The organism is Nonomuraea sp. NPDC049486, assembly GCF_040676925.1.
Lineage (GTDB): Bacteria > Actinomycetota > Actinomycetes > Streptosporangiales > Streptosporangiaceae > Nonomuraea > Nonomuraea ferruginea.
In genome coordinates this window covers 22,164-46,999 of sequence record NZ_JBFAPV010000016.1, presented here as the reverse complement: position 1 = coordinate 46,999, position 24,836 = coordinate 22,164, and the positions used below count along the sequence as shown (strand labels likewise).

25 protein-coding genes are annotated in these 24,836 nt (G+C 72.7%); 17 read left to right on the top strand and 8 right to left on the bottom strand.

Translation table 11 applies throughout. The features are described from left to right. Positions 1–118 precede the first annotated feature (118 nt). From AB0K05_RS35730 to AB0K05_RS35710, 5 genes are all read left to right on the top strand, one after another. A complete protein-coding gene (locus AB0K05_RS35730) occupies positions 119–1,144 on the top strand; it encodes an XRE family transcriptional regulator (protein WP_364235192.1) in 1,026 nt (341 codons plus the stop codon). Continuing rightward, positions 1,132–2,241 carry a hypothetical protein gene (locus tag AB0K05_RS35725; RefSeq protein WP_364235190.1) on the top strand — a complete coding sequence of 370 codons (1,110 nt, stop codon included), beginning with the start codon at positions 1,132–1,134 and terminating at the stop codon, positions 2,239–2,241. The genes AB0K05_RS35730 and AB0K05_RS35725 overlap by 13 nt, the downstream gene beginning before the upstream one ends. 87 nt (positions 2,242–2,328) lie before the next feature. Further along, on the top strand, positions 2,329–2,850 hold the full coding sequence (locus AB0K05_RS35720) for a GNAT family N-acetyltransferase (RefSeq protein WP_148032135.1): 522 nt from the start codon (positions 2,329–2,331) through the stop codon (positions 2,848–2,850). A gap of 40 nt (positions 2,851–2,890) precedes the next feature. Continuing rightward, on the top strand, positions 2,891–4,411 hold the full coding sequence (locus AB0K05_RS35715; RefSeq protein WP_364235187.1) for an acyl-CoA synthetase: 1,521 nt from the start codon (positions 2,891–2,893) through the stop codon (positions 4,409–4,411). A gap of 72 nt (positions 4,412–4,483) precedes the next feature. Further along, positions 4,484–5,545, top strand: a complete 1,062-nt coding sequence (locus AB0K05_RS35710) for a spore photoproduct lyase family protein (protein ID WP_271279301.1) — start codon at positions 4,484–4,486, stop codon at positions 5,543–5,545. 238 nt (positions 5,546–5,783) lie between these two features. On the opposite strand, the gene AB0K05_RS35705 is transcribed toward AB0K05_RS35710, so the two are convergent. Genes AB0K05_RS35705 through AB0K05_RS35695 form a run of 3 tightly spaced genes read right to left on the bottom strand, consistent with a single transcriptional unit; the run spans position 5,784 to position 7,443 of the window. Continuing rightward, on the bottom strand, positions 5,784–6,191 hold the full coding sequence (locus AB0K05_RS35705) for a DUF6069 family protein (protein WP_271279302.1): 408 nt from the start codon (positions 6,189–6,191) through the stop codon (positions 5,784–5,786). Then, complete coding sequence (locus tag AB0K05_RS35700; RefSeq protein WP_148032140.1) at positions 6,188–6,844, bottom strand: VC0807 family protein; 657 nt, start codon at positions 6,842–6,844, stop codon at positions 6,188–6,190. The genes AB0K05_RS35705 and AB0K05_RS35700 overlap by 4 nt, the downstream gene beginning before the upstream one ends. After that, positions 6,841–7,443: a TetR/AcrR family transcriptional regulator gene (locus tag AB0K05_RS35695; protein WP_219549101.1), complete on the bottom strand. Its 603-nt coding sequence runs from the start codon at positions 7,441–7,443 to the stop codon at positions 6,841–6,843. Before AB0K05_RS35695 ends, AB0K05_RS35700 begins: the two co-directional genes overlap by 4 nt. Positions 7,444–7,505: 62 nt before the next feature. Here AB0K05_RS35695 and AB0K05_RS35690 point away from each other — a divergent pair, with 62 nt between their 5' ends. The 4 genes from AB0K05_RS35690 to AB0K05_RS35675 all read left to right on the top strand — a co-directional run bounded on the left by AB0K05_RS35690 (position 7,506) and on the right by AB0K05_RS35675 (position 11,970). Next, entirely contained in the window at positions 7,506–8,609 is a 1,104-nt protein-coding gene (locus tag AB0K05_RS35690; RefSeq protein WP_271279303.1) for a glycerophosphodiester phosphodiesterase family protein, read from the top strand. A 1-nt stretch (position 8,610) separates the two neighbouring features. After that, a complete protein-coding gene (locus AB0K05_RS35685; protein WP_364235183.1) occupies positions 8,611–10,023 on the top strand; it encodes a tetratricopeptide repeat protein in 1,413 nt (470 codons plus the stop codon). A 10-nt stretch (positions 10,024–10,033) separates the two neighbouring features. Continuing rightward, positions 10,034–10,852, top strand: coding sequence for a PIG-L family deacetylase (locus AB0K05_RS35680; protein WP_148032142.1), 819 nt, complete (start codon positions 10,034–10,036; stop codon positions 10,850–10,852). Positions 10,853–11,052: 200 nt separating this feature from the next. Then, positions 11,053–11,970, top strand: a complete 918-nt coding sequence (locus AB0K05_RS35675; RefSeq protein WP_364235180.1) for a carbohydrate kinase — start codon at positions 11,053–11,055, stop codon at positions 11,968–11,970. 3 nt (positions 11,971–11,973) lie between these two features. Here AB0K05_RS35675 and AB0K05_RS35670 read toward each other — a convergent pair whose 3' ends face one another. After that, the gene (locus tag AB0K05_RS35670) at positions 11,974–12,540 is read right to left on the bottom strand and encodes an NADAR family protein (RefSeq protein ID WP_219549090.1); all 567 of its coding nucleotides are present in this window, start codon (positions 12,538–12,540) and stop codon (positions 11,974–11,976) included. Positions 12,541–12,677: 137 nt separating this feature from the next. On the opposite strand from AB0K05_RS35670, the gene AB0K05_RS35665 reads away from it, so the two are divergent. Genes AB0K05_RS35665 through AB0K05_RS35635 form a run of 7 tightly spaced genes read left to right on the top strand, consistent with a single transcriptional unit; the run spans position 12,678 to position 19,135 of the window. Next, positions 12,678–13,106: an SRPBCC family protein gene (locus AB0K05_RS35665; protein WP_148032145.1), complete on the top strand. Its 429-nt coding sequence runs from the start codon at positions 12,678–12,680 to the stop codon at positions 13,104–13,106. 4 nt (positions 13,107–13,110) lie between these two features. Further along, positions 13,111–15,846 (top strand): Na+/H+ antiporter subunit A, encoded by a 2,736-nt coding sequence (locus AB0K05_RS35660; RefSeq protein ID WP_364235175.1) that lies wholly within the window; start codon positions 13,111–13,113, stop codon positions 15,844–15,846. Further along, positions 15,843–16,454: a Na(+)/H(+) antiporter subunit C gene (locus tag AB0K05_RS35655; protein ID WP_219549082.1), complete on the top strand. Its 612-nt coding sequence runs from the start codon at positions 15,843–15,845 to the stop codon at positions 16,452–16,454. Before AB0K05_RS35660 ends, AB0K05_RS35655 begins: the two co-directional genes overlap by 4 nt. Continuing rightward, complete coding sequence (locus AB0K05_RS35650) at positions 16,454–17,986, top strand: Na+/H+ antiporter subunit D (RefSeq protein ID WP_148032148.1); 1,533 nt, start codon at positions 16,454–16,456, stop codon at positions 17,984–17,986. The genes AB0K05_RS35655 and AB0K05_RS35650 overlap by 1 nt, the downstream gene beginning before the upstream one ends. Further along, positions 17,983–18,579: a Na+/H+ antiporter subunit E gene (locus tag AB0K05_RS35645; protein WP_271275845.1), complete on the top strand. Its 597-nt coding sequence runs from the start codon at positions 17,983–17,985 to the stop codon at positions 18,577–18,579. Before AB0K05_RS35650 ends, AB0K05_RS35645 begins: the two co-directional genes overlap by 4 nt. Further along, complete coding sequence (locus AB0K05_RS35640; protein WP_148032150.1) at positions 18,576–18,836, top strand: monovalent cation/H+ antiporter complex subunit F; 261 nt, start codon at positions 18,576–18,578, stop codon at positions 18,834–18,836. The genes AB0K05_RS35645 and AB0K05_RS35640 overlap by 4 nt, the downstream gene beginning before the upstream one ends. Continuing rightward, a complete protein-coding gene (locus tag AB0K05_RS35635) occupies positions 18,833–19,135 on the top strand; it encodes a monovalent cation/H(+) antiporter subunit G (protein ID WP_148032151.1) in 303 nt (100 codons plus the stop codon). The genes AB0K05_RS35640 and AB0K05_RS35635 overlap by 4 nt, the downstream gene beginning before the upstream one ends. Here the strand turns inward: AB0K05_RS35635 and AB0K05_RS35630 are convergent. Further along, the gene (locus AB0K05_RS35630; RefSeq protein ID WP_271275844.1) at positions 19,109–19,672 is read right to left on the bottom strand and encodes a DUF6328 family protein; all 564 of its coding nucleotides are present in this window, start codon (positions 19,670–19,672) and stop codon (positions 19,109–19,111) included. The two genes, AB0K05_RS35635 and AB0K05_RS35630, sit on opposite strands and share 27 nt — an antisense overlap. Positions 19,673–19,700: 28 nt before the next feature. Further along, positions 19,701–20,495 carry an alpha/beta hydrolase gene (locus AB0K05_RS35625; RefSeq protein ID WP_271275843.1) on the bottom strand — a complete coding sequence of 265 codons (795 nt, stop codon included), beginning with the start codon at positions 20,493–20,495 and terminating at the stop codon, positions 19,701–19,703. 79 nt (positions 20,496–20,574) lie between these two features. Here AB0K05_RS35625 and AB0K05_RS35620 point away from each other — a divergent pair, with 79 nt between their 5' ends. Then, entirely contained in the window at positions 20,575–21,717 is a 1,143-nt protein-coding gene (locus tag AB0K05_RS35620; protein WP_271275842.1) for an acetate/propionate family kinase, read from the top strand. Here the strand turns inward: AB0K05_RS35620 and AB0K05_RS35615 are convergent. Next, entirely contained in the window at positions 21,714–22,814 is a 1,101-nt protein-coding gene (locus AB0K05_RS35615) for an arabinogalactan endo-1,4-beta-galactosidase (RefSeq protein ID WP_271275841.1), read from the bottom strand. The two genes, AB0K05_RS35620 and AB0K05_RS35615, sit on opposite strands and share 4 nt — an antisense overlap. Positions 22,815–22,826: 12 nt before the next feature. Then, the gene (locus AB0K05_RS35610) at positions 22,827–24,815 is read right to left on the bottom strand and encodes a beta-galactosidase (protein WP_364235166.1); all 1,989 of its coding nucleotides are present in this window, start codon (positions 24,813–24,815) and stop codon (positions 22,827–22,829) included. Positions 24,816–24,836 lie beyond the last annotated feature (21 nt).

Genomic DNA, 24,836 nt, shown 5'->3' with positions numbered 1-24,836 from the left:
AATGGCCGCTTCGCCGATGCGGCCCCGAAGTTTCGGCGTTGGCCTGCGTGTATGCCCTCGCCCCCGGCAGTGGGTAGAGGTTTACTTAAGGTGTTGAACCTCGGATGGGGGTGTCCTCATGGCGGATTCCGGCCAGGCCCTAGCGCACCGGCTCCGGCAACTGCGCCTTCAGCAGTGGCCCGGCAGGAGAGTCAAGCAGCCGCAGCTGGCCCAGGCGCTCAACGTCAGCGTGCCCCTCATCTCGTCGTGGGAGAACGAGGGCAACCCCAAGGTGCCGCCGGTCTCCCGCCTGGAGGCCTACGCGCTGATCTTCTGCAGCCGCCGCTCGCTCAGGGACGACGACCTCGTCCCGGTCGCCGAGGACGAGCTGACCGCGGAGGAGTCACAGCTGCGCGACAAGCTCCTGCAGGAGCTGCTCGACCTGCGCGCGGCCGCCCTGGACCAGAGACCGTCGAGCGCGGTCGTCAACCCGTGGCAGTTCGACGACGGCAAGCAGGTCGTCATCGTCTGCGCGCGGCTTCCCGGGGAGTGGCTGGCGCGCATGCCCTACGTCGATCCCGACGACCCGCACCACATCGAGCTCTACACCTACGCCGACCTCGACGCGCTCTTCGAGCTGCACGGCCACATCCGCGCCTTCAACCCGGCCAGCGAGGTCCGCCGCCACACCCCGGACGAGCTGGAGCCGGACGACCTCACCTCGCATCTGGTGCTGCTCGGCGGCGTCGACTGGAACGACCTGACCACCAACGTCTTCCAGGACCTCGGGCTTCCGGTCGAGCAGGTGAACGACTGGGACGGCGAGCACGGCCCCTACTTCTCCTCCTCGGACCGGCGTTTCCATCCCAAGCTGAGCGGCGGGCGGCTGCGCGAGGACGTGGCGCTGTTCTACCGGGGAGAGAACCCCTACAACGCCGAGTGCACGCTCACGATCTGCAACGGCATGTACGGCCGCGGCACGCTCGGGGTGGCGCGGGCCCTGACCGACGTCAAGTTCAGGGACCGCAACACCGCCTGGCTCCAGGAGCGCTTCGGCGGCCACGAGGCCTACGCGCTGCTGAGCAAGGTCCGCGTCGTCAACGGCAAGGTCATCACCCCCGACTGGACGCTCGACGAGCTGAGGCTGGTCGAATGGCCCGGCTGACCTCGCCGGCGTCGCATCACCATCCCTCCCACCGGCATCTGCTCCAGGCGACCGGCGCGCCCGCGGGCATGGCCAGGATCGACGCGATCGTGGTGCCCACCGCCCGCCCGAGCCGTTACCTCCGGCACGCCTCCCATCTGGCGGAGGTCCTGGGCTGCCCGCTGGTCGTGCTGTGCAGCGGCAGGTGGACCAGCGCCGAGCGGGTGCGGGCCGGGGCCGCTCCCGGCGCCGACGTGATCGCCATCGACTTCACGGCGAGGTCGGCGGCGCGGCTGCCCGCGCTCGAGACGTCCACCGCGCTCCCCCCGAGGCTGAGACGGCACACCGACACGGCCGCCAAGCGCAATTTCGCGCTGGCGCTGGCCAGGATGGCCGGCTGGGAGCGCATCGTGTTCCTCGACGACGACATCGAGGTGGGAGCGCCTGACGACCTCCGCAGGGCGGCCGGGCTGCTCGACGCCTTCGACGCGGCCGGGCTGTCGATCGGCGGGTTCCCGGACAACTCGGTCGTGTGCCACGCCTTCCGCGCCGTCGGCGGGCATCAGGAGACCTTCGTCGGCGGTGGCGCGCTGGTCGTGGAGACGGTGCGCGACGTCGCGTTCTTCCCGGACGTCTACAACGAGGACTGGTTCTATCTGCTGAAAGAGGACGGGCTGCGCCCGCTCGCCGTCACGGGCCTGGTCAAGCAGGCGCCCTACGACCCGTTCCGCACGACCGAGAGGGCCAGGGCGGAGGAGACGGGCGACGTGCTGGCCGAGGGCGTGTTCTGGCTGCTCGACGAGGGCAGGACCCTGCGGGAGGCCGATCTGCGGCATTGGACGGAGTTCCTGGCCAGGCGCCGCCTGTTCATCGAGAGCATCCTCGACCGCCTGCCGCGGGCCCGGGTGAGCCCGGACGAGCGGCGGCGGATGGAAGAGTCGCTCAAGGCCGCGCGCGGGCGGCTGGCCCTGATCAGCCCCGAGCTCTGTCTCGGATACCTCGACAGGTGGCGGGCCGACAGCAAGGTGTGGCGGGAGTTCGTGGAGCTGCTGCCCCGCGGCAGGCCCGTCGAGCAGGCGTTGCGTTATCTCGCCACGCCCGGCCGGGGCGCGCCGTGACCCTCGGGCGTAGCTCTTTCATCCTTTTGTGACAGATCACCGCGATAAGCTGGTTGCCAGCCGTTTCGCCGCTTGATTGTAGAAGTCATGCTGCATGTCCGGATCCGAGCCGCCGTGCACGGGGATCTCGTCGCCCTGGTCAACTCCCTCGGGCAGGAGCCGTACTTCCGGGAGCGGCTGGCGGGTCAGCGGGAGAAGCACGGGGTGCTGCTGGTCGCGTGGGACGGGTTCACCCCCATCGGGGACGTGTACCTGTGGCTGGACCCGGCCGAGGAGCCAGAGGTGCGGGAGCGGCTGCCCGGCGTGCCGTTGCTGACCCACCTGGAGGTGGCTCCCGAGCATCGCAACCAGCGGATCGGCACCCGGCTGATGGGCGCCGCCGAGCGGCGGTTACGCGAGCTCGGCCACGACCGGGTGGCGCTGGGCGTGGATCCGCGCAACCGCCGGGTGTGGCCGCTCTACAGGCGGCTCGGTTACGTGGAGTGGCCGCATCCTCCCGTGCCGACCACCCGCCGGATCTACCTGCCGGGCGGGCGGGTGGAGCAGGTGCCCGACGTGTGCCGGATTCTGGTGAAAGATCTTCGTGAACCTCGGGCCGGCGAAGGCTAGGATTCCCGAACGAAGTTCGGCCAAGTGAGGGATGTCCGGTATGACTACTCGCCAGCATGCCATCGGAGACCTGTTGCGCCGCTCCGCGGCCCGCTATCCCGCCAAGACCGCCATCGTCCACGGCGACCTGCGGCAGAGCTACGCCGAGCTCGACCGTACGGTGAACCGCACCGCCAACGCGCTGGCCTCGCGGGGCGTGGGCAAGGGCGACCGGTTCGCGATCCTCTCGCACAACGACCACGCGTTCGTGGTGGCCTACTTCGCGCTGGCCCGGCTGGGCGCGATCTCGGTGCCGATCAACTTCATGCTGGGCCCGGAGGAGGTCGCGTACATCCTGGAGCACGCGGGCGCGTCCGGGATGCTGGTGGAGGAGGCCCTGCTGCCGGTGGCCGAGGGCGCCGTGAGCGACCGGGTCGCGGTGCGCGGCGTCATCGGGGCGGGCCGGGACGGGTGGGAGCCGGTCGAGGACTGGATGGCGCACGGTGACGACGCCGAGCCGGTGGTGGAGATCGGCGACGACGACCCGATCCAGCTCATGTACACCAGCGGCACCGAGTCCCGGCCGAAGGGGGCGACCCTGTCGAGCCGGAGCCTGATCTCCCAGTACGTGACGTGCGTGGTCGACGGTGAGATGAGCGGCGACGACGTGGAGGTGCACGCGCTGCCGCTGTACCACTGCGCCCAGCTGCACTGCTTCCTCACGCCCGGGATCTATCTGGGGGCGACCAACATCGTGCTGCCCGGCGCCGACCCGGCAGCGATCCTGGCGGCGATCGAGTCGGAGCGGGCCACCAAGCTGTTCTGCCCGCCGACGGTCTGGATCGGGCTGCTGCGCCACCCAGACTTCGACCGCCGTGACCTGTCGTCGCTGCGCAAGGGCTACTACGGCGCCTCGATCATGCCGGTCGAGGTGCTGAAGGAGATCGCGGCCCGGCTGCCCGAGGTGCGGCTGTTCAACTTCTACGGGCAGACGGAGATGGCGCCGGTGGCCACGATCCTGCGCCCTGAGGAGCAGCTGACCCGGCTGGGTTCGGCCGGCCGGCCCGCGCTGAACGTGGAGACGCGGATCGTCGGCGACGACGGCGAACCGCTGCCGCCGGGCGAGGTGGGCGAGATCGCGCACCGCAGCCCGCACGCGATGCTCGGCTACTGGAACGACCCGGAGAAGACCGCGGAGGCGTTCCGCGGAGGCTGGTTCCACAGCGGCGACCTGGGTGTGATGGACGTGGACGGATACCTGTCGGTGGTCGACAGGAAGAAGTACATGATCAAGACAGGCGGCGAGAACGTGGCCAGCCGCGAGGTCGAGGAGGCGATCTACCAGCACCCGTCCGTGGCGGAGGCGGCCGTGTTCGGGGTGCCGGACGAGCGGTGGATCGAGGCCGTGACGGCCGCGGTCGTGCTGCGCGAGGGCGCGAGCCTCACCGCCGACGAGCTGGTGGCGTTCCTGCGGGGCCGGCTGGCTCCGTTCAAGACGCCCAAGCAGGTCCGGTTCGTAGCCGCGCTGCCCAAGAACGCCAGCGGCAAGGTGCTCAAGCGGGAGCTGCGCGAGGCGTTCTGACCGCCGCGCCGGTCCTCTCGCAAGGGCTCGCTGACCAGGGAAGACGACGCTGAGTCACGGTGTTGTACGGGAGTGCGCGACAACCTTCTCGACATCCGACGTATCTACTTCGAGCCCGCCGCCGCCGAGCTGCCGCGCGGCCGGGAGATACTCGGCCGCTTCCCTGGTGCCGAGCTGGTCGAGGTCGAGCGGCACGACCGCATCCCGGAGCTGTACGGCGACGAGGCGAACGTGGCCCGCTGGGTCCGGATCAAGACCGAGTCGCTGGTGCTCGGCACCAAGAAGTCGCTGACCGCCCGCCCGAACGGCCGCTCCAGCGACTTCGTCGCGCCGTCCACGGCCAACGGCTGCGCCATGGCGTGCGCGTACTGTTACGTGCCGCGCCGCAAGGGCTACAGCAACCCGATCACGGTGTTCGCCAACATCGACAAGATCACCGGCTACCTCGCCAGGCACGCCGCCAGGCAGGGCGTCAAGCCGGAGCCGGACCAGGTGGACCCGCACGCCTGGGTGTACGACATCGGCGAGAACTCCGACTGCTCGGTGGACGCGACGATCTCCAGGAACGTCCGTGACCTGGTGGAGCTGTTCCGGGACCTGCCGAACGCCAAGGCCAGCTTCGCCACCAAGTACGTCAACCGCGACCTGCTCGGCTGGGATCCGCGGGGGCGCACCAGGATCAGGTTCAGCCTGATGCCGGAGGCCGACTCCAAGCTGCTCGACATCCGCACCTCCCCGGTGGCCGAGCGCATCGCCGCCATCGACGACTTCGTGGCGGCCGGGTACGAGGTGCACGTCAACTTCAGCCCGGTGGTGGTCAGGGACGGCTGGCTGGAGGACTGGGCCGAGCTGCTGGACCGGCTCGGCGACGGGATCGGCGCGGCGGCGCGCGAGCGGCTCGCCGCCGAGGTGATCTTCCTGACCCACAACGACCGGCTGCACGAGGTCAACCTCGGCTGGCATCCGAAGGCCGAGGAGGTGCTGTGGCGGCCGGACCTGCAGCAGCCCAAGCGCTCGCAGACGGGCGGCTGGAACGTCCGCTACCGCACGGGCCAGAAGGGCCGGTACGTAGCCGCGCTCACCGATCTCATCGATGAGCGCCTGCCCTTCTGCCGGATCCGCTACGCCTTCTGACGAAGCCGCCGTCTTGTCCGGGCCCCCCGGCGAGCCCACGGCGGCCCCGCCCGGCGCGGGACGGGCCGCCGCCGGAGCGCGCCGACCGCTTCACCGCGCTCGCCGAGCTGCTGGAGGACGACCACGTGCTGGGACGGTCCCGGTTCGCTGCTGCGCTTCTCCTTCTCGGGGCTGCGCTACGTACGGGACGAGTGGGCGGAGTTGACTGGCGGGAGCTGGCGACGATCTTCTACGAGTGTTACGTGTGCGCGCGGCTGTTGGCGGGCACCCCATGAGAGCGCGTCGCCGTGCCGCGCATCCCGAAGATGATCACCGCTCCGGCGGCCAGGTGCATCAGGGCGAGCGTGAGCTGTGAGCCCGCGTTCACCCCGCCGAGCGGGCCGAGCAGCGACAGCACGAGGACGGCCGCGGCGACCGCGGTCCAGATGGCGCGGGCGCGCCGGGTGAGGCGTTCGAGGACGGCCAGCAGGGCCCAGCCGGCGAGCCCGGCGACGGCGGTGGCGATCACCACCGCCACGGGCCCGACCGCGATGGTCCCGGCTCCGCCCCGGGCGGCGAGGTCGACGCCGGCGATCGGGACGGCCACGAGCCAGACGGCCAGTGTGGCGGCGACGGCGACGGCGATGGTGGGAAGGCGGCGGGTCATGCGCGCGACTCCTCTCTCCTGAGCGGCTCGTACAGGCTGCTCCAGCCGTTGTAGAGCCCGCTCAGCACGTAGTGGACGTTGGTGATGATCACGGCGACGAGGGTCGCGACCGCGTACAGGAGCATCCCTGTCACGCGCACCGTGTCGACGGGCAGCGCGTACGCGATGGCCACCCGGGCGGCGGCGTCGAGCAGCAGCACGACGCCCCAGACGGCGGACGACACCCGCCAGACGCGGCGGAACCTGGGCAGCCGCTCCCAGTAGACCTCCCACGGCTCGCGCACCGGCCCGAACGGGTAACGGTGCTCCAGCAGCGGCCGGGTGAAGAGGTAGGCGAGAGGCCGGGACATCCTGGTCGAGGCCAGGAACCAGATGCCGGCCGCCGCCGTGACCCAGCCCTCCTTGGCCAGCAGCATCCGCTCGTCGCCGCTGACCAGCGTCACCACCACGGCGACGGCGAACATGGCGGTGAAGAACGCGCTCAGCCCGTCGAGCTTGCGCTCGCGCAGCAGCTTGTAACCGGTGAACCCGGCCGACACCAGCGTGTCGGCCAGCAGCGCCAGGTAGACGCTGACCCCCGCGGCGCGTAACCCGTAATAGATCACGACGGGCACGCCGATGTTGACGGCGATCGTCAGCCACCGCCCCCTCACGGCTCCGCCCTGGTGGCCAGGTCGAACATCGTCTCCAGCTCGCGCGCCGTCAGCTCCAGGTCGAGGCCGGGCCTGGAGCGCAGCAGGAACGGCAGGCCGTCGAGCGAGCGCTGGATCGTGGCGGCCATCACGAACGGGTCGAACGCGCGGAACTCCCCCCGCTCCTGGCCCTCGCGCAGAATGAGCTCCAGGTGGCTCAGCGTCCGAATCTCCTCCTCCGGGCCGTAGGAGCCGGCCTCGCCCGGATGGCTGAGGAAGATCGTCATCAGCGCCTCCATCTCGTCGCGGTGCGCGGCGTTGAACGCGACCAGGCCGCCGATGTAGGCGCGCAGCCGGCTCCTGGCGTCGGGCTGCGCGCTGACCCGCTCGTGCATGAACCGCCCGAGCTTCTCGTGCACGTGCCCGACCACGGCGGCCATCAGCTCGTCCTTGCCTGCGAAGTGGTACGAGATCAGCCGCGTGCTGCTCAGCCCCGCCCGCTCGGCGATCTTCGCGAACGAGGTGTGCCCGTAGCCGAGCCGCCCGAGGGTCTCGATAGTCGCGGCGATGATCTGCGCGCGCCTGGCGTCCCCCGTGAACGTCCGCTTTCTTACTTGCATGAGTAAACAGTAACTCATCCAAGTAACTCCGGGAACCCCTCTCGCGGGTTTACGGTGCGCCCATGACGATCCGCAGCCTGTTCGCGAGTGTGCTGGCCGTGCTGTCGGCCGGTACCGTCGCCCTCGTGGTGACCCCATCGACTTCCGCCGCGACGGCCGCCGACCACGGCCGCCGCGCCCAGCCGCCCGTCGTCATCGGCCATCGCGGCGCCAGTGCCCACCGCCCCGAGCACACGCTGCTCTCGTACGAGGCCGCGATCGCGATGGGAGCCGACTACATCGAGCCCGACCTCGTCCCCACCAAGGACGGCGTCCTCGTCGCCCGGCACGAGAACGAGATCTCGCAGACCACCGACGTGGCCGAGCGGGCGGAGTTCGCCGGCAGGCGCGCCACCAAGACGATCGACGGCCGCGCGGTGACCGGGTGGTTCACCGAGGACTTCACGCTCGCCGAGCTGAAGACCCTGCGGGCCAGGGAGCGGGTGCCCGACCTGCGCCCGGACAACACTGCTTTCGACGGGACGGCCCAGATCCCCACCTTCGAGGAGGTGGTCGAGCTGGCGCTGCGGCACGGGGTGGGCGTCTACCCGGAGACCAAGCACCCGACCTACTTCGACTCCATCGGCCTGTCGCTGGAGGAGCCGCTGCTGGAGACGCTGGAGCGCAACCGCGTGCGGAAGGCGTACATCCAGTCGTTCGAGACGGCCAACCTGCGCGAGCTGTCCGGCAGGACGCGGCTGCCGCTCGTCCAGCTCATCGGCGCGACCGGCGCCCCCTACGACTGGGTCGCGGCCGGGAACGGCCGCACCTACGACGACATGGTCACCCCGGAGGGCCTGCGGGAGGTCGCCCGGTACGCCGGCGCGATCGGCGTCGACACCCGGCGCGTGCTGCCCGTCGGCGCCGACGGCCGGACCCTGGAGCCGACCGCCCTGGTCCGCGACGCCCACCGCGGGCGGCTGGACGTGCACGTGTGGACCGTGCGCAACGAGAACTCCCAGCTCCCCGCCGACCACCGGCTCGGGAACCCCGACAGCCCCGCCTACCCGCGCGCCACCGGTGACGTGGCGGGCTTCCTGGGCCGGCTGCTGGAGCTGGGCGTCGACGGCGCGTTCTGCGACGACCCCGCGATGGGCCGGGCCGTCGTCTCGCGTCACGCCCGCTGACATGACGACCGACCAGCACGGGCTCGCCGTGAGCGGGGCGGGGCGGGCCGCCGTCCGCCACTACGACCGGGCCGTCGACGCGCTGCTGCACTTCCGTCCCGAGGTCGAGGCCGAGACGGCGGCGGCGCTGGCCGAGGCGCCCGGCTTCCCCATGGCCAACGTGCTGAGCGCCTACCTGGGGATGCTCACCACCGAGCCGGCCCCGGCCCGCGAGGCTCGCGAGCGCTTCGCCGCCTTCCTGCGCCGCGCGGACCCGACGGCGTGGTCACCGCGCGAGCGGGCGCACGCCGAGGCGGCCGGCGCGCTGCTCGGCGGCGACCTCACGCGCTGCGGCGCGCTGCTCGCGCGCATCACCGAGCGGCACCCGCGCGACGCGCTCGCGCTGGCCGCCGGGCACCAGGTCGACTTCTTCACCGGCGACGCCCGCTCCCTGCGCGACCGGATCGGCGGCGCGCTCAGCGCCTGGCACGACGACGACCCGCACTACGGGCATCTGCTCGGGATGTACGCGTTCGGGCTGGAGGAGGCCGGCCACTACGACCGCTCCGAGGAGGTGGGGCTGCGGGCCGTCGAGCTGAACCGGCGCGACGTGTGGGGCATCCACGCGGTCGCGCACACGTACGAGATGCAGGGACGTTTCGGTGACGGCATCCGCTTTCTGGACGAGCGGGTCGGCGACTGGTCCACCGGGACGTTCTTCAACGTGCACACCTGGTGGCACTACACCCTGTACGCGCTGGAACGCGGCGAGACCGGCCGGGTGCTGGACATCTACGACGCGGTGCTGGCCGGCGGCGAGACCGCGATGCAGTTGCTGGACGCCTCGGCCCTGCTGTGGCGCCTCTACCTGGAGGGCGTCGTGCCGGACGGGCGGTGGGCGGCGCTGGCGGACGCGTGGCCGGACAAGATGGACGAGGCCTGTCACGCGTTCAACGACATGCACGCGGTCATGGCGTACGTGGGAGCGGGCCGCGCCGGCGAGGCGGAGCGGCTCATCGCGGCGCGGGAGGCGTACGTGCGCGAGCCGCGTCCCGGGGTCACCAACCAGGCGATGACCGCGCGGGTGGGGCTGCCGGTGTGCCGGGCGCTGGTGGCCTACGGGCGGGGCGACCATGACCGGGTCGTCGAGCTGCTCCAGCCGGTCAGGCACCGGGTGAACGAGGCCGGCGGCAGCCACGCGCAGCGGGACGCGGTGCAGAGGACGCTGCTGGAGTCGGCGCTGCGGGCCGGGCGGCACGAGCTGGCGCGGGTGCTGGTGAGCGAGCGGGTGCACCTGCGGCCGTGCAGCCCGTTCAACTGGCTGAAGCGGGGCGCCCTGGCCGAGGCGCTCGGTGACCGCGCCGCCGCGGCCGCCGCGCGGGACGAGGCCGCCCGGCTGGCCCTGGCGGGAGGATCTGTCGGGGGCGCCGAGTAGGGTTTCGGCCATGGAAAGCCGACTGACCTTGATGGCCGTGCACGCCCACCCCGACGACGAGTGCCTGAGCACCGGCGGGGTGCTCGCCCGCTACGCCGCGGAGGGCGTCCGCACGGTTCTGGTCACCTGCACCAACGGCGAGCAGGGTGACGGCCCCGGCGGGGTGAAGCCCGGCGAGGCCGGCCACGACGCCGCCGAGGTGGCCGAGCGCCGGCTGGCCGAGTTGCGCGCCTCCGCCGACCATCTCGGCATCGAGCACGTCGAGCTGCTCGGCTACCGCGACTCCGGCATGGCGGGCTGGTCGACCAACGACCACCCTGACGCCTTCGCCAACGTGTCCGTGGAGTCGGCGGCCGCCCGGCTGACCGAGCTGATGGCGCGTTACCGCCCGCAGGTGGTGGTGACCTACGACGAGACGGGCGGCAGCGGCTACGGCCATCCCGACCACGTCCAGGCCCACCGCGTCGCCGTGGCCGCCGTCAACGGCGGCGGCGTCCCCGACAAGCTCTACTACACCGCGATCCCGCGCGCCGCGATCGCCAACATGGCCGCGACCCTCCGCGAGTCGGGCATCGACCTGGGCTTCGAGCCCGACGACGACTTCGGCACCCCCGACGAGCTGGTCAACGCCATCGTCGACGTCTCCGCCTACGTCGACCGCAAGCTCAAGGCCCTGGAGGCGCACGCCAGCCAGGGCGAAAACATCTTCCCGCTGCGCATGCCCCCGCAGGCCCAGCAGCAGATGTTCTCCCACGAGGCGTTCACCCGCGTCCAGAGCCGCGTCAAGACCCCGGCCCACGAGGACGACCTCTTCACCGGCCTCCGCTGACGCGACCCTCCTCGACCTGCCAGGCGGCTCTGCCCGCTCCGACCCGGGCGAAGGAAGGGCCGATGACCTCCGCGGTCACCGGCCCTGGCGCACGCATCGGGCGGCCACCGCCCCTCCACACGCATCGGGCCGGCGCGGGAGGACGGATCCTCTCCGGACACCGGCTGATCGTGCGGGGGGTGGCGTGAGAGGGTGGGCGGGTGATCGCGGTGCTGGGTGAGTGCGTCGCCGACGCGTTCGCGGAACGGCGGGCGGGTGAGCTGACGCTGCGGGTGCTGCCGGGCGGCGGGCCGGCGAACACGGCGGCGGCGCTGGCCGGGCTCGGCACGCCGGCGCGGTTCCTGGGGCGCATCTCGGGTGACGTGTTCGGGGAGCTGTTCCGGGAGCGGCTGGCCGGGGTGGATCTGACGTACGCCGTCGAGGCCCGCGAGCCGAGCACGCTCGCGGTGGCCGGCCTGGACGACGCCGGCAAGGCGCGTTACGGCTTCCACGCCGAGGGCACCGCCGACTGGCAGTGGACCGGCGCCGAGCTGGCCGGCCCGGTGCTGGACGGCGTGCGGTGCCTGCACACCGGGTCGCTGGCGCTGGTCAGGCCGCCGGGACGGGACGTGGTGGAGGCGTTCGCGGCGGCGGCCGCGCGGCGGGTGACGGTCTCGGTCGATCCCAACGTACGGCCGAGCCTCGCCACGCGGGAGGCGTACGCGGTCGAGCGGTGGTGCGCCTTCGCCGACATCCTGCGGCTCAGCGACGACGACCTGGCCTTCCTGCGGCCCGGCGAGCCGGTGGAGCGGGTGTGCGACGAGTGGCACGCCGCCGGGGCGCGGCTGGTGGTGGTGACGCGGGGCCCGGCCGGGGCGCTGGTGTCGCTCGGCGGGGCCCGGGCGGAGGTGACCGCGCCTCAGGTGGACGTGGTCGACACGGTGGGCGCGGGCGACGCGTTCACCGCCGGGCTGCTGCACTGGCTCGACGGGCGCGGGCTGCTCGGCGGCCGGTTGGACGGGCTGGATCCGGCCACGGCGCGGGAGGCGGCGGCGTTCGCGGCGAAGGTGGCGGCGCTGGCCTGCACGGTGCGGGGCGCCGACCTCCCCCGTGACGCCGGTGCGGTGGCGGGCCGCTGAGCGTCAGCGCGGGCGGGCCAGCGCGTCGCGGACGTCCATGAGGGCGAAGCCGAGCAGGTTGAGCCCGCGCCAGGTGGCGGGCGAGGCGGCGGCCGGGTCGTCGGCGGCCAGCCCGATGCCCCACACCCGGTCCAGCGGGCTGGCCTCGACCAGCACCCGCCCGCCGGTGGTCAGCAGGAACTCCTTCAGCTCGGCGTGCTGCCCGAACTTGGCGAGGTTGCCCCGTACCACGATCTCGTAGCGGTGGGCGGCCCAGGTCTCCTCGTCGAAGCCGCCGACGGCGCGCCCGAGCTTCTTCGCCTCGCCGGGATGGGCGGCGGCGAGGATCTTCTCGGCGGCCACCTCGTCGCCGAACAGCAGCGCCTTGTGCGCCATCATGTAGTGCTCGGCCGATCGGTAGTGGCGCCCGTCCTCGGTGAAGCCGGCGGGCCACCACTGGCTGAGGCAGCCGCGGCCGGCCGTGCCGTCGCGGGCGGGCTGGTGGCCCCAGAAGTAGAGATAGCGCGGCGGTCGCCCGGCCAGCTCTGCGGCCACGGCTTCGGGGACTGACCGGGGAAGCTTCTCGGACATGGCCTTACTGTGTCACAGCCTCCCTGTGTCACACCCGCGTCACACCCGCGCGACGGCATGCCCGTGCGGCGAGGGGCGCGGTTTGCCACAGGGGTGACCGGGGCAGACGAGGTGCTACGGACGAACCGGGAGTTTCCATGGCCGAGTATGAGGCGACGCGTGGCATGCCTGCCGAAAGTGGTGTGGTGTTCGGCGTGGCGTCCGACGTCACGCTGATGAACAGGTGGCTGCCGCACGGACTGTGGGTCCGCGGCAGCGGGCCGAACACCGTGGAGGCGGGCGGCGAGGTGGTGCCCGGTGAGGGCGAGCATGAGGGCCTGTTCCGCGCCCAGCGTGACCAGCTCAGGGTGGAGTGGGGCGGCCGTGATCATCCGGACTATTCGGGCTGGCTGCAGGTTTCGGACGCCGACAGCGGCACGAGTGAGGTGACGGTGCACATCTCCTTGCTGGACGAGCCGGAGGAGGAGACGCCGCGCGAGCGTGCCGACGAGGTGCGCGGCATGCTCGACGAGTCGCTCTCGCGCCTGCAGGACGAGATCGGTAACCGCCTGAACAACTCGGGCTGAATGGATGGAGTGGCTGCTCATCCTGCACGCGGCGGCCGCGTTCTGCGCTCCCTGGCTCGTCCGGCGGTTCGGACGGGACGCGCTGCTGCTGCTCGCGGCGGCACCGGCGGCCGGCTTCGTCTACACCCTGCTGGGGCCGGAGGCGTCCGTCCGTCCGTGGGCTCCGGCGCTCGGCATCTCGCTGGCGTTCCGCGCCGACGCGCTGGGCCTGCTGATGATGGCGCTGGTGACCGGCGTCGGCGCGCTCGTCATGGTCTACAGCTCGCGCTACTTCTACCGGGGCGACGAGGGCCTGGGGCGGTTCGGCGCGGCCATGACGGCGTTCGCCGGCGCCATGCTGGGCCTGGTCACGGCCGACGACCTGCTGCTGCTGTACGTGTTCTGGGAGCTGACGACGGTCTTCTCGTACCTGCTGATCGGGCATCACCCGGAGAGCCGGTCGAGCAGGCGGGCCGGCATGCAGGCGCTGGTCGTCACCACCCTGGGCGGGCTGGCGATGCTGGCCGGGTTCGTGATGATCGGGCAGTCGGCGGGCACCTACCAGATCTCCGCCATCCTGGCGGACCCGCCCGAGGTGGGGCCGGTGGCGCTGGTGCTGGTGCTGGTCGGGGCGCTGTCCAAGTCGGCGATCTTCCCGTTCAGCGCGTGGCTGCCCGCGGCGATGGCCGCCCCCACGCCGGTGTCGGCTTACCTGCACGCGGCGGCGATGGTCAAGGCGGGCGTCTACCTGCTGGCCCGGCTGGGCCCGGCGTTCGGCGACGCGACGGTGTGGCGGGCGGTGGCGGTGCCGCTGGGTGCGCTGACGATGCTGCTGGGCGGCTGGCGGGCGCTGCGGGAGACCGATCTGAAGAGGCTGCTCGCGTACGGGACGGTCGGCCAGCTCGGCTTCCTGATCGTGCTGTTCGGCGCCGGCACCGGGGCGACCGCGCTGGCCGGGGTGGCGATGCTGCTCGGGCACGCGCTGTTCAAGGCGACCCTGTTCCTGGTCGTGGGGGTGGTGGACCGCGCGGCGGGCCGGCGTGATCTGCGCGGGCTGAGCGGGCTGGGCCGTTCGATGCCGTGGACGTGCGCGGCGGCGGTGCTGGCCGGGGCGTCGATGGTGGGGCTGCCGCCGCTGGTCGGGTTCGTGGGCAAGGAGGCGGCGCTGGAGGCGCTGCTGGCCGACCCGTTCGTCCTGGCGGCGGTGGTGGCCGGGTCGGCGCTGACCGCCGCCTACACGCTGCGGTTCCTGTGGGGGGCGTTCGCGGACAAGCCGCACAGGAAGCGGTCGAAGCTGAAGCGGCCGCTGGTGCTCATGGTGGCGCCGGCCGTGCTGCTGGCCGGGCTCGGGCTGGTGCTGGCGCCGCTGGCGGGCATGTTCGAGACGGCCATGTCCGGCTACACGGCCTCCTTCCCCGACCCGGGGCACGGCACCCACCTGGCGCTCTGGAGCGGGGTGGGGGCGCCGCTGCTGCTGTCGGCGGCCACACTGGTCGTCGGCGTGCTGCTGTTCCTGGCGCGCGAGCCGGTGGCGCGGCTGGGGTCGGCGATGCACATCACCGACTCCGGCGTGGCGTTCTGGAACGCGCTGCGCCGCACCGACCTGGCGGCGCTCCAGCTCACCGGCATCGTCCAGCGCGGCTCGGTGCCCGACTACGTGCTCCTCACGCTCGCCACCCTGGCCGGCATCGGGACGCTCGCCCTGTCCTACGGTCCTCCGCTCGCGCTGGACGCGCCGGTGACGGGGTGGCAGCGGCCCGAGCAGCCGCTGCTCGCCGTGCTGATCGCGGCCGCGGTCGTGCTCGCCCTGCGTGCCCACAGCTATCTGCTGCTGGCCATCTCCTGCGGCATGACCGGGTACGGGGTCGCGCTGCTGTTCCTCGCCCACGGCTCCCCCGACCTGGCGCTGACCCAGTTCCTGGCCGAGACCCTCAGCATGGTCATATTCGTGCTGGTGCTGAGACGCGTGTCGAACCCGCCGGTGCCGGCCAGGCTGCCTTTCGCGCTCCGGCTCGGCATCGGTCTCGTGACCGGGGCGGTGGTGGTCGTGGCGGGCATCCTGGCGATGGACGCCCGGCAGGCCCCACCGGTCGGCGACCTCATGGCCGGGGCGGCGGAGCGGGCCGGGGCCGGCAACATCGTCAGCGCCCTGCTGCTCGACATCCGGGCCTGGGACACAATGGGCGAGAGCACCGTGATCCTGGTGCTCACGCTGGGCGTCACCAGTCTGGTGTACCTGCGCCGCACCTCGTACGCGATCGACAGGCGGCCGGCGCCCCCGCGCCCAGGCCGGCCCTGGCTGGCGTCGGCGCTGCCGGAGGAGCATCGGTCGCTCGCGTTCGAGGTGGCCGCCCGCCTGACCTTCCACACGGTCCTGCTGCTCTCGGTGTTCCTGCTGTTCGTCGGGCACGGGCGGGTCGGCGGCGGTTTCGCGGGCGGGATCGTGGCCGGGCTGGCGATCACGGTCCGCTACCTGGCGGGCGGGCGCGACGAGCTGGCCAGGGCGGTGCCGGTGCACCCGGGGGTGCTGCTCGGGGTCGGGCTCACGATGTCGGTCGGCACGGCGCTCATCGGGATGGCGTTCGGCGGTGAGGCGCTGCGCATGCTGGCCGCCGACGTGGCGGTGCCGCTGGTCGGCACCCTGCACCTGTCCACGGTGCTGCTGTTCGACCTGGGGATCTATCTGACGGTGGTGGGAATGGTGCAGGACGTGTTGCGGGCGCTCGGCGCCGAGGTGGACGAGCAGATCGAGGCGCGATGACGATCTCGCTGGTGCCGCTGGCCGTGTGCGGGCTGCTCGTCGCCGCCGGGATGACGCTGCTGCTGGAGCGGAGCCTGGCCCGGGTGCTGGCGGGCGTGATCCTGCTCGGCAACGGGGTGAACCTGCTGATCCTCACCACCGGCGGCGACGCCGGCGACCCGCCGCTGCTCGGCCGGGCCGAGCCGGACCAGATGGCCGACCCGCTCCCCCAGGCCATGGTCCTGACCGCGATCGTCATCACGCTGGGCGTCACCGCGTTCCTGCTCTCCATGGTGCACCGGGCCTGGCAGCTGCGCGGCTCCGACGAGGTGAGCGACGACACCGAGGACCGCTGGGTGCGGCTGCGCGCCCGGCGCGGGCAGCTGGGCGAGCGGGTGCGCGCCCGGCAGGCGGAGTACGACCGGCTGGTCGCCGAGCAGCGCGCCGAGTTGCACGCCGAGCTGCGTGACGAGCCGACCAGGGGTGAGCGGATGGCGCACCGGCGGGCCGACCGCAGGCGCCTCAAGGCCCGCCAGCGGGAGGCGCGCAAGCAGATGCGGCGGGCCATCAGAGCCGAGCGGGAGCGCCAGGCGCTCGCGCTCGACCCCGAGCTGGAGGGCGACGAGTAGTGGAGGCGCTGATCCCGGTCCCGGTGCTGCTGCCGCTGCTGGCGGCGGGCATCAAGCTGGCCATCGGCGCGCGGCTGCGGCATCTGCAGGGTGTCATCAGCATCTTCGCCCTGGCCGTCAACCTGGTGGTGTCGGCGGTGCTGCTCGCCCAGGTCGACCAGCACGGGCCGATGGTGGCGCGGATCGGCGGCTGGGAGACGCCGATCGGGATCTCGCTGGTCGCCGACCGGCTGTCCGCGCTCATGCTGGTGACCTCGTCGGCGGTGACGCTGTGCGTGATGGTGTACTCGGTGGTCAGCGCCTACGACCGGCAGGAGGACGTCGCCCCGATGGCGATCTTCCACCCGGCGTTCCTGGTGATGCTGGCCGGGGTGGCGAACGCGTTCCTGACCGGTGACCTGTTCAACCTGTTCGTGGCGTTCGAGATGCTGCTGAGCGGGTCGTACGTGCTGCTCACGTTCGGCGGGACCCAGTCCAGGATCCGGGCCGGGGCCACGTACACGGTCATGGCGCTGATGTCGTCGATGCTGTTCCTCATCGCGCTGGCGATCGTGTACGCGGCCACCGGGACGCTGTCGATCGCCCAGCTTGCCGTGCGGTTCGCGGACCTCACGCCGCAGGTGAAGCTGCTGGTGGAGCTGTTCCTGCTGCTGGCGTTCGCGATCAAGGCGGCGATCTTCCCCGTGTCGGGCTGGCTGCCGGACTCCTATCCGACCGCGCCCGCGCCGGCGACGGCGGTGTTCGCCGGGCTGCTCACGAAGGTCGGCGTGTACGCGATCTTCCGGCTGGAGGCGCTGCTGTTCCCCGGCGGGCCGGTGGGGACGCTGCTGCTGTGGGCGGCGCTGGCCACGCTGCTGCTGGGCGTGCTGGGCGCGGTGGCGCAGACGGACATCAAACGGATGCTGTCGTTCACGCTGGTCAGCCACGTCGGCTACATGGTGATGGGGGTGGGCCTGGCGACCGTGGCGGGGCTGGCGGGCGCCGTCTTCTACGCGGTGCACCACATGACCGTGCAGACGAGCCTGTTCCTGGTGGCGGGGCTGATCGAGCGGCGCTCGGGCACCACGTCGGTGAACCGGCTGGGCGGGCTGATGCGGAAGGCGCCGCTGCTGTCGGTGCTGTTCTTCGTGCCCGCGATGAACCTGTCGGGCATCCCGCCGATGTCCGGCTTCCTGGGCAAGCTGGCGCTGATCCAGGCCGGGCTGGAGGTCGGCGGCGCGCTCCCCATCGCGCTGGTCGCGGCCGCGCTGGTGACGAGCCTGCTCACGCTGTACGCGGTGGCGAAGGTGTGGGGCAAGGCGTTCTGGCGGGAGCCGCAGGGCGAGGGCGAGAGCCGGGCGGACGCCGGTGAGGAGCAGATGGAGCGGAGCGCGGCGAACACGCCGGGCCTGTACGGGCCGGTGACGGCGCTGGTGGTGCTGGGGCTGGCCTACACGGTGCTGGCCGGGCCGCTGTCGTCGCTGACCGAGCGGGCGGCCGACGAACTGCTGGCGCGGCAGCCGTACATCACCGCGGTCCTGGGGTCGGGATGACGGAGCCTTCGGAGGCCGGCCCTCAGGAGCCGGAGCGGCAGGGGAAGACGCGCGACCGGCTGGCGCCGCGGCTGTTCGGCCGGCCGGTGCCGCTGGCGCTGGTCTGCTGGCTGGCGCTGATCTGGATGATGCTCTGGGGCGATCTGTCCTTCGGCACCCTGGTGGGCGGGCTGATCGCCGGAGCCGTGGTCACGTGGCTGCTGCCGCTGCCGGTGCTCGATCCCGGCATCCGGTTCCGGCCGCTGCCGTTCGTCCGGTTCCTGGCCTGGTTCCTGCTCGACCTGGTGACCTCGACGGCGCGGGTGGTGTTCTGGGTGCTGCGGTCGCCGTCGCCGCCGACCGCGATCGTGCCGGTACGCCTGCGCACCTCGTCGGAGGCCATGACGGTCATGATCATGATCGGGGTGACGACGGTGCCGGGCAGCCTCGTGCTGGGAGCCGACCGGGAGCGGCGGGAGCTGACCATCCACGTGCTCGGCCGGTCCGGCCCCCACGCGGTGGTGGCGGCGCTGACCCAGGACGAGGTGACCGCGCTGGAGACGCGGATCGTGGCGGCGTTCGGTACGCGCGCCGACCGGAAGGAGCTCGGATGACCACGGTGTATCTGGTGACGCTGGTGCTGCTCGCCGTCGGCGCGGCGGGGGCGCTCTACCGGCTGGGCAGGGGCCCGACCACGCTGGACCGGGCGGTGTCGGTGGACATGATCACCTCGCTGGCCATGTGCGGCGCGGGCGCGTACGCCGCCGTCTACGGCGACTACTCCGACGTCCCGATCCTGCTGGTGCTGTCGCTGCTCGGGTTCGTCGGGACCGTCTCGCTGGCCCGCTACTTCCCGGAGGGGAACGAGTGAACGTGCTGGACGTCGCGGCGGCCGTCTGCCTGCTGGCGGGGGCGGCACTCGCGCTGACCGCCGGATGGGGCATGGTGCGCTTCCGCACCACACTCGACCGGATGCACGTCGCCACCAAGCCCCAGGTGCTCTGCGTGCTGCTGGTGCTGCTGGCGATGTGGCTGCGCCAGCCGACCTGGGCCACGGCAGGGCCGTTGCTCATCGTCGCCGTGGCCCAGATCATCACCGTGTCGGTGGCCGCGTACGTGGTGGCGCGGGCCGACTACCGCCGGTCAGACGCCGGCGGCGGCTCCTCCTGAGCGGCGGCCGTCGCTCTCGTCCGGCGCGGTGTCGTCGGGGCGGGCGGACCGGTCGAGCGCCGGCTGGCCGAACCACGCCCAGGCGGCCAGCGCCGCCACCCCGCCCGCGGTGACCCACGCCAGCGTGGAGTGGAACAGGAAGTCGACCACCAGCATCGTCGCGGACGTCATCGACAGGGCCAGCGCGAGGGCGCCCGCGAGACCGTAGTGGTTGGAGCGGCGGACCAGCTTCTCCTTCAGCCCCTGGCGGAACAGCACCCGGTGCTGGTTGGCCGGGGCGATGTAACAGATCGAGGCGCACGCCGCCGACACCAGCGCCACGAAGAACAACCACCGGTCGAACGCGCTCAGCCGCTCGAAGCCCTGCGAGAACGGCACGGTGAGCAGGAAGGCGAACAGCACCTGGACACCGGTCACCGCGACGCGGGCGCCCTGCAGTAACTCGACGAAGTTGCGATCGGCGCGTTCCTGCCGGGTCTCCTTCTCCTGTTCCGGCACCTGTTGCACGAGGACCGCCTCCCACCTGTTCCAATACATCTCGAAAGTCAAGGGGGTACTGCCAACGTCAAGGGATCGCAAACTCCCCGCCCGCCAGGAACGTTCCGACCACGCGGGCGAACTCGGCGGCCTGGTACTCCAGCGGCACCATGCCGCCGGCGATGACCGCGGCCGGCGCCCCCAGCCGGTCGGCCAGCGGGCGCAGCTCGGGGAAGGCGAAGGGGTCCTCGGCGGCGCCCACGCACAGGACCGGGCAGCGGATCAGGCCGAGCCGGTCCTCCATCCGGTAGGCGGCGACAGCGCGGTGCCCGCCGGTCAGGCCGGGCCGGGCGGCCAGCGCGTCGCGGACGAAGCGGGCCAGCAGGTCGGGGCGGCCCGGCGGGTAGAAGCCGGCCCGGCCCGCCCACAGCTCGACCAGGTGGGAGCCGTCCTCCCGCTCGGTCACGTGGTCCACCTGCGGCCGGCCTTCACGCCGCCGGCGCGCCTCGGCGTCCACCAGCGGCGTGGACGACAGCACCAGCCTGCTCACCCGCCCGGGGGCGCGGGCCGCCACCTCCACGGCGATCACCCCGCCCGTGTGGTGCCCGGCGACCGCGGCCGTCTCCAGGCCGAGCGCGTCCATGAAGGCCAGCACCCCGTCCGCGTACGCCTCGATCGTGTGCTCGGCCGGCGGCGCGGAGGCGCCGAAGCCGAGCGTGTCCATCGCGATCGCCCGGTGGCCCGCCCCGAGCAGCGGCAGCACCTCGCGGTACTCGTCCCAGGAGCGGGGCGTCTGGTGCAGCAGCAGCACCGGCTCGCCGGTGCCGCACTCGGCGTAGTGGATCTGTCCTAAAGGGGTGCGGGCGTAGCCGAATCCGATCATAGGCACCATCCTCCGTCAGGGGCGGCGGATGTCCTAGACACCGTGGTGTCGCCCAGGCGGCGCCGGGTAGGCGTCAGGCATGCTGGATCAGGGACAGAGCTGGGCGGAAGCGGCGGTGCTGACGGTCAACGCCGGCTCGTCGAGCCTCCGCCTCGACCTCGTCGACGGCGGCGTGGTCGTCGACGGCGCGCGTTCCCAGCGGGCGGTGGAGCCGGGGTCCGCGCGGTCGGAGGTGTCGGAGTTCCTGGGCCGCCACCTCGACAGGGACGTGGGCGCGGTGGCGCACCGGCTGGTGCACGGCGGCGAGCTGGTGACCGCGCCGGCGGTGGCCGACGACCACCTGGCGGCCGCGCTGCGCCGGATCACCGATCTTGCGCCGCTGCACCTGCCGCCGGCGCTGGACCTGCTGGACGCGGCCCGCGAGCTGCTGCCCGCGGTGCCGCACGTGCTCTGCCCCGACACCGCCTTCCACGCCGGGCTGCCCGACGCGGCCGCGGTCTACGCCCTGCCCAAGGCGTGGCGGGAGAGGTACGGGCTGCGCCGCTACGGCTTCCACGGCCTGTCGTACGCGTGGGCGACCGACCGGGCGGCCGAACTGCTCGGCCGTCCGGTCGCGGAGCTGGACCTGGTGCTCGCCCACCTGGGCGGTGGCGCGTCGGTGTGCGCGGTGTCGGGCGGGCGCAGCCTCGACACCTCGATGGGGTTCACCCCGCTCGACGGGCTGCCGATGAGCAGGCGCTCCGGCGGCGTCGACCCGGGCATGCTGATGTGGCTGCTCGACGGCCGGCTGAGCGCGGACGAGCTGCGCCACGGGCTGGAGCGCGAGTCGGGGCTGCTCGGCCTGTCCGGCGGCCGCTCGGGCGACACCCGCGACCTCGTCGCCGCCGAACGCCACGGCGACGAGGAGGCGGCGCTGGCCCTGCGGGTGTTCTGCCACCGGGTGAGCCGGGAGATCGCGGCCGCGGCGACGTCGCTGGGCCGCGTCGACGCGCTGGTGTTCACCGGGGAGATCGGCTGGGACCAGCCCGAGGTGCGCGAGGCGGTCTGCCGCCGCCTGCGCCTGCTCGGGGTCGAGCCGCCGGTGGGCGGCAACCGCGCCGACGACGGCCTGATCAGCCCGGCGGGCACCGCGGTGCCGGTGCTCGTCGTCGAACCGCACGAGGAGCTCCAGCTGGCCCGCGAGTGCCTGCGCGAGCTGTACGGGCCCGAGATCGAGGTCTAGCCGCGGCCGAGCGCCCGCATGGCGGGCAGGGCGCGGTCGTCGAAGCCGAACAGGGCCTGGTTCTCCCAGGCGTTGCCGGTGGACGGGTCGGCGGGGTCCCAGCCGTTGCCCGGCACGCCGGTCCAGGTGGCCTCCCAGGCGAAGACGCCCAGGCCGAGCCGGTCGGGGACGTTCCGTACGATGTCGGAGACCTTGCTCAGCAGGGCGGCCTGCCCGGCGGGGGTGGCCTGGTAGCCGGGGTACGGCTCGGGCGACAGGATGAGGTTCTCCCAGCCGTCGTCGTCGGCGGTGGTGAACGGGTAGCCGGTCTCCACGACGGCCACGGGCTTGCGGTAGCGGGTGGCGACGTCGTCGATGTTGGCCTGGAACGCCTCCAGGGTGCCGTGCCAGTACGGGTAGTACGACAGGCCGATCACGTCGTGGCGGATGCCGTGGGCGGCGGCGTTGTCGAACCACCACCGGTACAGGCCGTTGTCGCCGCCGTTGGCCAGGTGGAGCACCACGTCGGTGCGGCGGGAGACGTCCTTGACCGCGTCGTATCCGGCGTTGAGCAGCCGGGCGGTGTTCGCCCAGTTCTGGTTGCTCCCGTCGGGCCACAGCAGGCCGCCGTTGATCTCGTTGCCAACCTGGACCAGGTCGGCCGGGGTGCCCTGGCGGCGCAGCGCGTCCAGCACGTCGAAGGTGTGCGCGTACACGGCCCGGACCAGCTCGTCGAAGGGCAGGCTCGCCCAGGCGGCGGGCTTGAACTGCTTGCCGGGGTCGGCCCAGGTGTCGGAGTAGTGGAAGTCGACCAGCAGCCGGAGACCGGCCTTCTTGGCCCGCTTGGCGACGGCCAGGACCTGCGTCTTGGTGTTGTAGCCGTCGGCCGGGTCCACCCACACCTTGAGCCTGATGTGGGTGAGCCCGGCCTCGGCCAGGATGCGCAGCGCGTCGTCGCGGCGGCCGTCGGCGTGGCGGTAGACGCCGCCGAGCGCCTCGGACTTGGCGAGGCTGGAGACGTCGGCGCCGCGGACGGGCAGCCGCCGTTCGGCCTGGGCGGCGGGAGCCGCCGCGGCCAGGGTGGCGAGGCAGAGCAGAGCGACCAGTAACCGTCTCATGGGAGTGCTCTCCTAGGGGTGGGGGGATTGCTCCTCGACGACCGTCACGGCGCCGGCCGCGACGGTCACCGGCCCGTCGTGGTGCGCCCCGTCGAACACGCCCGTGCCGGTCACCCCCTCGACCGTCACCGGCTCGTCGCCGTGGTTGATGAGGAACAGGTGGCGGCCGCGCCGGACCAGTTCCAGCGTGTCGGGCAGGCCGCGCGGGCGGCTCACGCCGGCGCGGTCGAGCACCCCGGCCAGCAGCTCGCGCAGGCCGGTGACGGGGGCGGTGGCCAGGTACCAGGCGGTGCCGGCGCCGAGGTCGTGGCGGGTGAGCGCGGGATGCCCGGCGTCCGGCCCGGAGGCGAACTCGCGCTCGGCGACGGCCCCGGCCGGGTGGATCCGCTCGGACCAGATCCGTCCGTCGAGCCCGCCGGTGACGGCGACGGTCTCGTGCTCGCGCAGCGGGTGGAACTCCTCGATCGACAGGCCGAGCACCTCCCGCAGCGCGCCCGGGTAGGCGCCGGGGTGGATGGTGTCGTGCTCGTCGACGATGCCGGAGAAGTACGAGACGAGCAGGTTTCCGCCTGCTTCCACGTACCGGTGCAGGTTCTTGGCCGAAGCGTCGGTGAGCAGGTACGCGCTCGGCGCGACCACCACCCGATAACGCGACAGGTCGGCGGACGGGTGGACGAAGTCGACGGTGACGTGCTCCCGCCAGAGCGCCTCGTAGAAGGCGTCGGCCCGCTCACGGAACCGCAGGTCCACCGACGGCCGCCAGTCGAGCTCCAGCGCCCAGTACGACTCCCAGTCCCACACCAGGGCGACGTCGGCGCGCACCCGGCTGCCCCGCACGCCGGCGAGCCTGCGCAGGTCGGCGCCGAGCTCGACGATCTCGCGCCACTGCGCGGAGCCGGCGCCGGCGTGCGGCACCATCGCGGAGTGGAACTTCTCCGCGCCGAACCGCGAGGCGCGGAACTGGAAGAACAGCACGCTGTCGGAGCCGCGGGCGACGTGCGCGAGGCTGTTGCGGCGCATCTCGCCGGGCCGCTTGGCGAGGTTGCGCGGCTGCCAGTTGACCGCGCCGGCCGAGTGCTCCATGAGCATCCACGGCTCTCCCCCGGCCACCGAGCGCGCCAGGTCGGCGGACATGGCCAGGTCGATGTGGTTGTCCGGCTGCTCGGCCTTCAGGTAGTGGTCGTTGGCGACCACGTCGAGCTCGCGCGCCCACTGCCACAGGTCGGTCGACTTGCAGTTCACGGTGCCGGCGAAGTTGGTCGTCACCGGCACGCCGGGGGTGATCTCGCGCAGGATGTCGCGCTGCAGCGCGTAGTGCTCGCGGTGCTGGCCGTCGCTGAATCGGGCGAAGTCGAGCCGCTGGGCCGGGTTGACGGCGGTGTGGTTGTGGCGGGGGGCGTCGATCTGCGCCCAGTCGGTGTAGCGCTGCCCCCAGAACGCGGTGCCCCAGGCGTCGTTGAGCTCGGCCAGGTCGCGGTAGGCGCGGCGCAGCCAGTCGCGCCAGGCGGCGACGCTGTGCTCGCAGTAGCACTCGCCCAGCGGCGCCCCGTACTCGTTGTGCACGTGCCACATGACCACGGCGGGATGGCCGCGGTAGTGGGTGGCGAGCGCGCGCACCAGGCGGGCGGTGGCCTCGCGGAAGGCGGGCGCGCTGGAGCAGGCGTTCTGCCTGCCGCCGAAGCCGATCCGCACGCCGTCGCGGCCGACGGGCAGCGTGTCCGGGTGGCGGGCGGTGAACCAGGCGGGCGGCGCGGCGGTGGGCGTGGCCAGGTCGACCGCGATGCCGGCGGCGTGCAGCCGGTCGATGATCTCGTCCAGCCAGCCGAACTCGTGGCGGCCCTCCTCCGGCTCCATCAGCGCCCACGAGAACATGCCGAGGCTCACCAGGTTGACCCCGGCCTCGCGCATCAGGGCGACGTCCTCCTCGTGCACCTCGCGCGGCCACTGCTCGGGGTTGTAGTCCCCGCCGTAGGCGATACCGGCCGGACGCTCCGGATACATCCATCCCCCTTGTCGTACTTC

Excerpts from the sequence above, each read along its gene's own strand:
- AB0K05_RS35640 (WP_148032150.1), top strand. The coding sequence starts at position 18,576 with ATGACCACGGTGTATCTGGTGACGCTGGTGCTGCTCGCCGTCGGCGCG.
- AB0K05_RS35630 (WP_271275844.1), bottom strand. The coding sequence starts at position 19,672 with ATGTATTGGAACAGGTGGGAGGCGGTCCTCGTGCAACAGGTGCCGGAA.
- AB0K05_RS35730 (WP_364235192.1), top strand. The coding sequence starts at position 119 with ATGGCGGATTCCGGCCAGGCCCTAGCGCACCGGCTCCGGCAACTGCGC.
- AB0K05_RS35645 (WP_271275845.1), top strand. The coding sequence starts at position 17,983 with ATGACGGAGCCTTCGGAGGCCGGCCCTCAGGAGCCGGAGCGGCAGGGG.
- AB0K05_RS35610 (WP_364235166.1), bottom strand. The coding sequence starts at position 24,815 with ATGTATCCGGAGCGTCCGGCCGGTATCGCCTACGGCGGGGACTACAAC.
- AB0K05_RS35680 (WP_148032142.1), top strand. The coding sequence starts at position 10,034 with ATGGAAAGCCGACTGACCTTGATGGCCGTGCACGCCCACCCCGACGAC.
- AB0K05_RS35685 (WP_364235183.1), top strand. The coding sequence starts at position 8,611 with ATGACGACCGACCAGCACGGGCTCGCCGTGAGCGGGGCGGGGCGGGCC.
- AB0K05_RS35625 (WP_271275843.1), bottom strand. The coding sequence starts at position 20,495 with ATGATCGGATTCGGCTACGCCCGCACCCCTTTAGGACAGATCCACTAC.
- AB0K05_RS35695 (WP_219549101.1), bottom strand. The coding sequence starts at position 7,443 with ATGCAAGTAAGAAAGCGGACGTTCACGGGGGACGCCAGGCGCGCGCAG.
- AB0K05_RS35670 (WP_219549090.1), bottom strand. The coding sequence starts at position 12,540 with ATGTCCGAGAAGCTTCCCCGGTCAGTCCCCGAAGCCGTGGCCGCAGAG.
- AB0K05_RS35660 (WP_364235175.1), top strand. The coding sequence starts at position 13,111 with ATGGAGTGGCTGCTCATCCTGCACGCGGCGGCCGCGTTCTGCGCTCCC.
- AB0K05_RS35705 (WP_271279302.1), bottom strand. The coding sequence starts at position 6,191 with ATGACCCGCCGCCTTCCCACCATCGCCGTCGCCGTCGCCGCCACACTG.
- AB0K05_RS35725 (WP_364235190.1), top strand. The coding sequence starts at position 1,132 with ATGGCCCGGCTGACCTCGCCGGCGTCGCATCACCATCCCTCCCACCGG.
- AB0K05_RS35690 (WP_271279303.1), top strand. The coding sequence starts at position 7,506 with ATGACGATCCGCAGCCTGTTCGCGAGTGTGCTGGCCGTGCTGTCGGCC.
- AB0K05_RS35620 (WP_271275842.1), top strand. The coding sequence starts at position 20,575 with ATGCTGGATCAGGGACAGAGCTGGGCGGAAGCGGCGGTGCTGACGGTC.
- AB0K05_RS35655 (WP_219549082.1), top strand. The coding sequence starts at position 15,843 with ATGACGATCTCGCTGGTGCCGCTGGCCGTGTGCGGGCTGCTCGTCGCC.
- AB0K05_RS35720 (WP_148032135.1), top strand. The coding sequence starts at position 2,329 with ATGCTGCATGTCCGGATCCGAGCCGCCGTGCACGGGGATCTCGTCGCC.
- AB0K05_RS35665 (WP_148032145.1), top strand. The coding sequence starts at position 12,678 with ATGGCCGAGTATGAGGCGACGCGTGGCATGCCTGCCGAAAGTGGTGTG.
- AB0K05_RS35615 (WP_271275841.1), bottom strand. The coding sequence starts at position 22,814 with ATGAGACGGTTACTGGTCGCTCTGCTCTGCCTCGCCACCCTGGCCGCG.
- AB0K05_RS35715 (WP_364235187.1), top strand. The coding sequence starts at position 2,891 with ATGACTACTCGCCAGCATGCCATCGGAGACCTGTTGCGCCGCTCCGCG.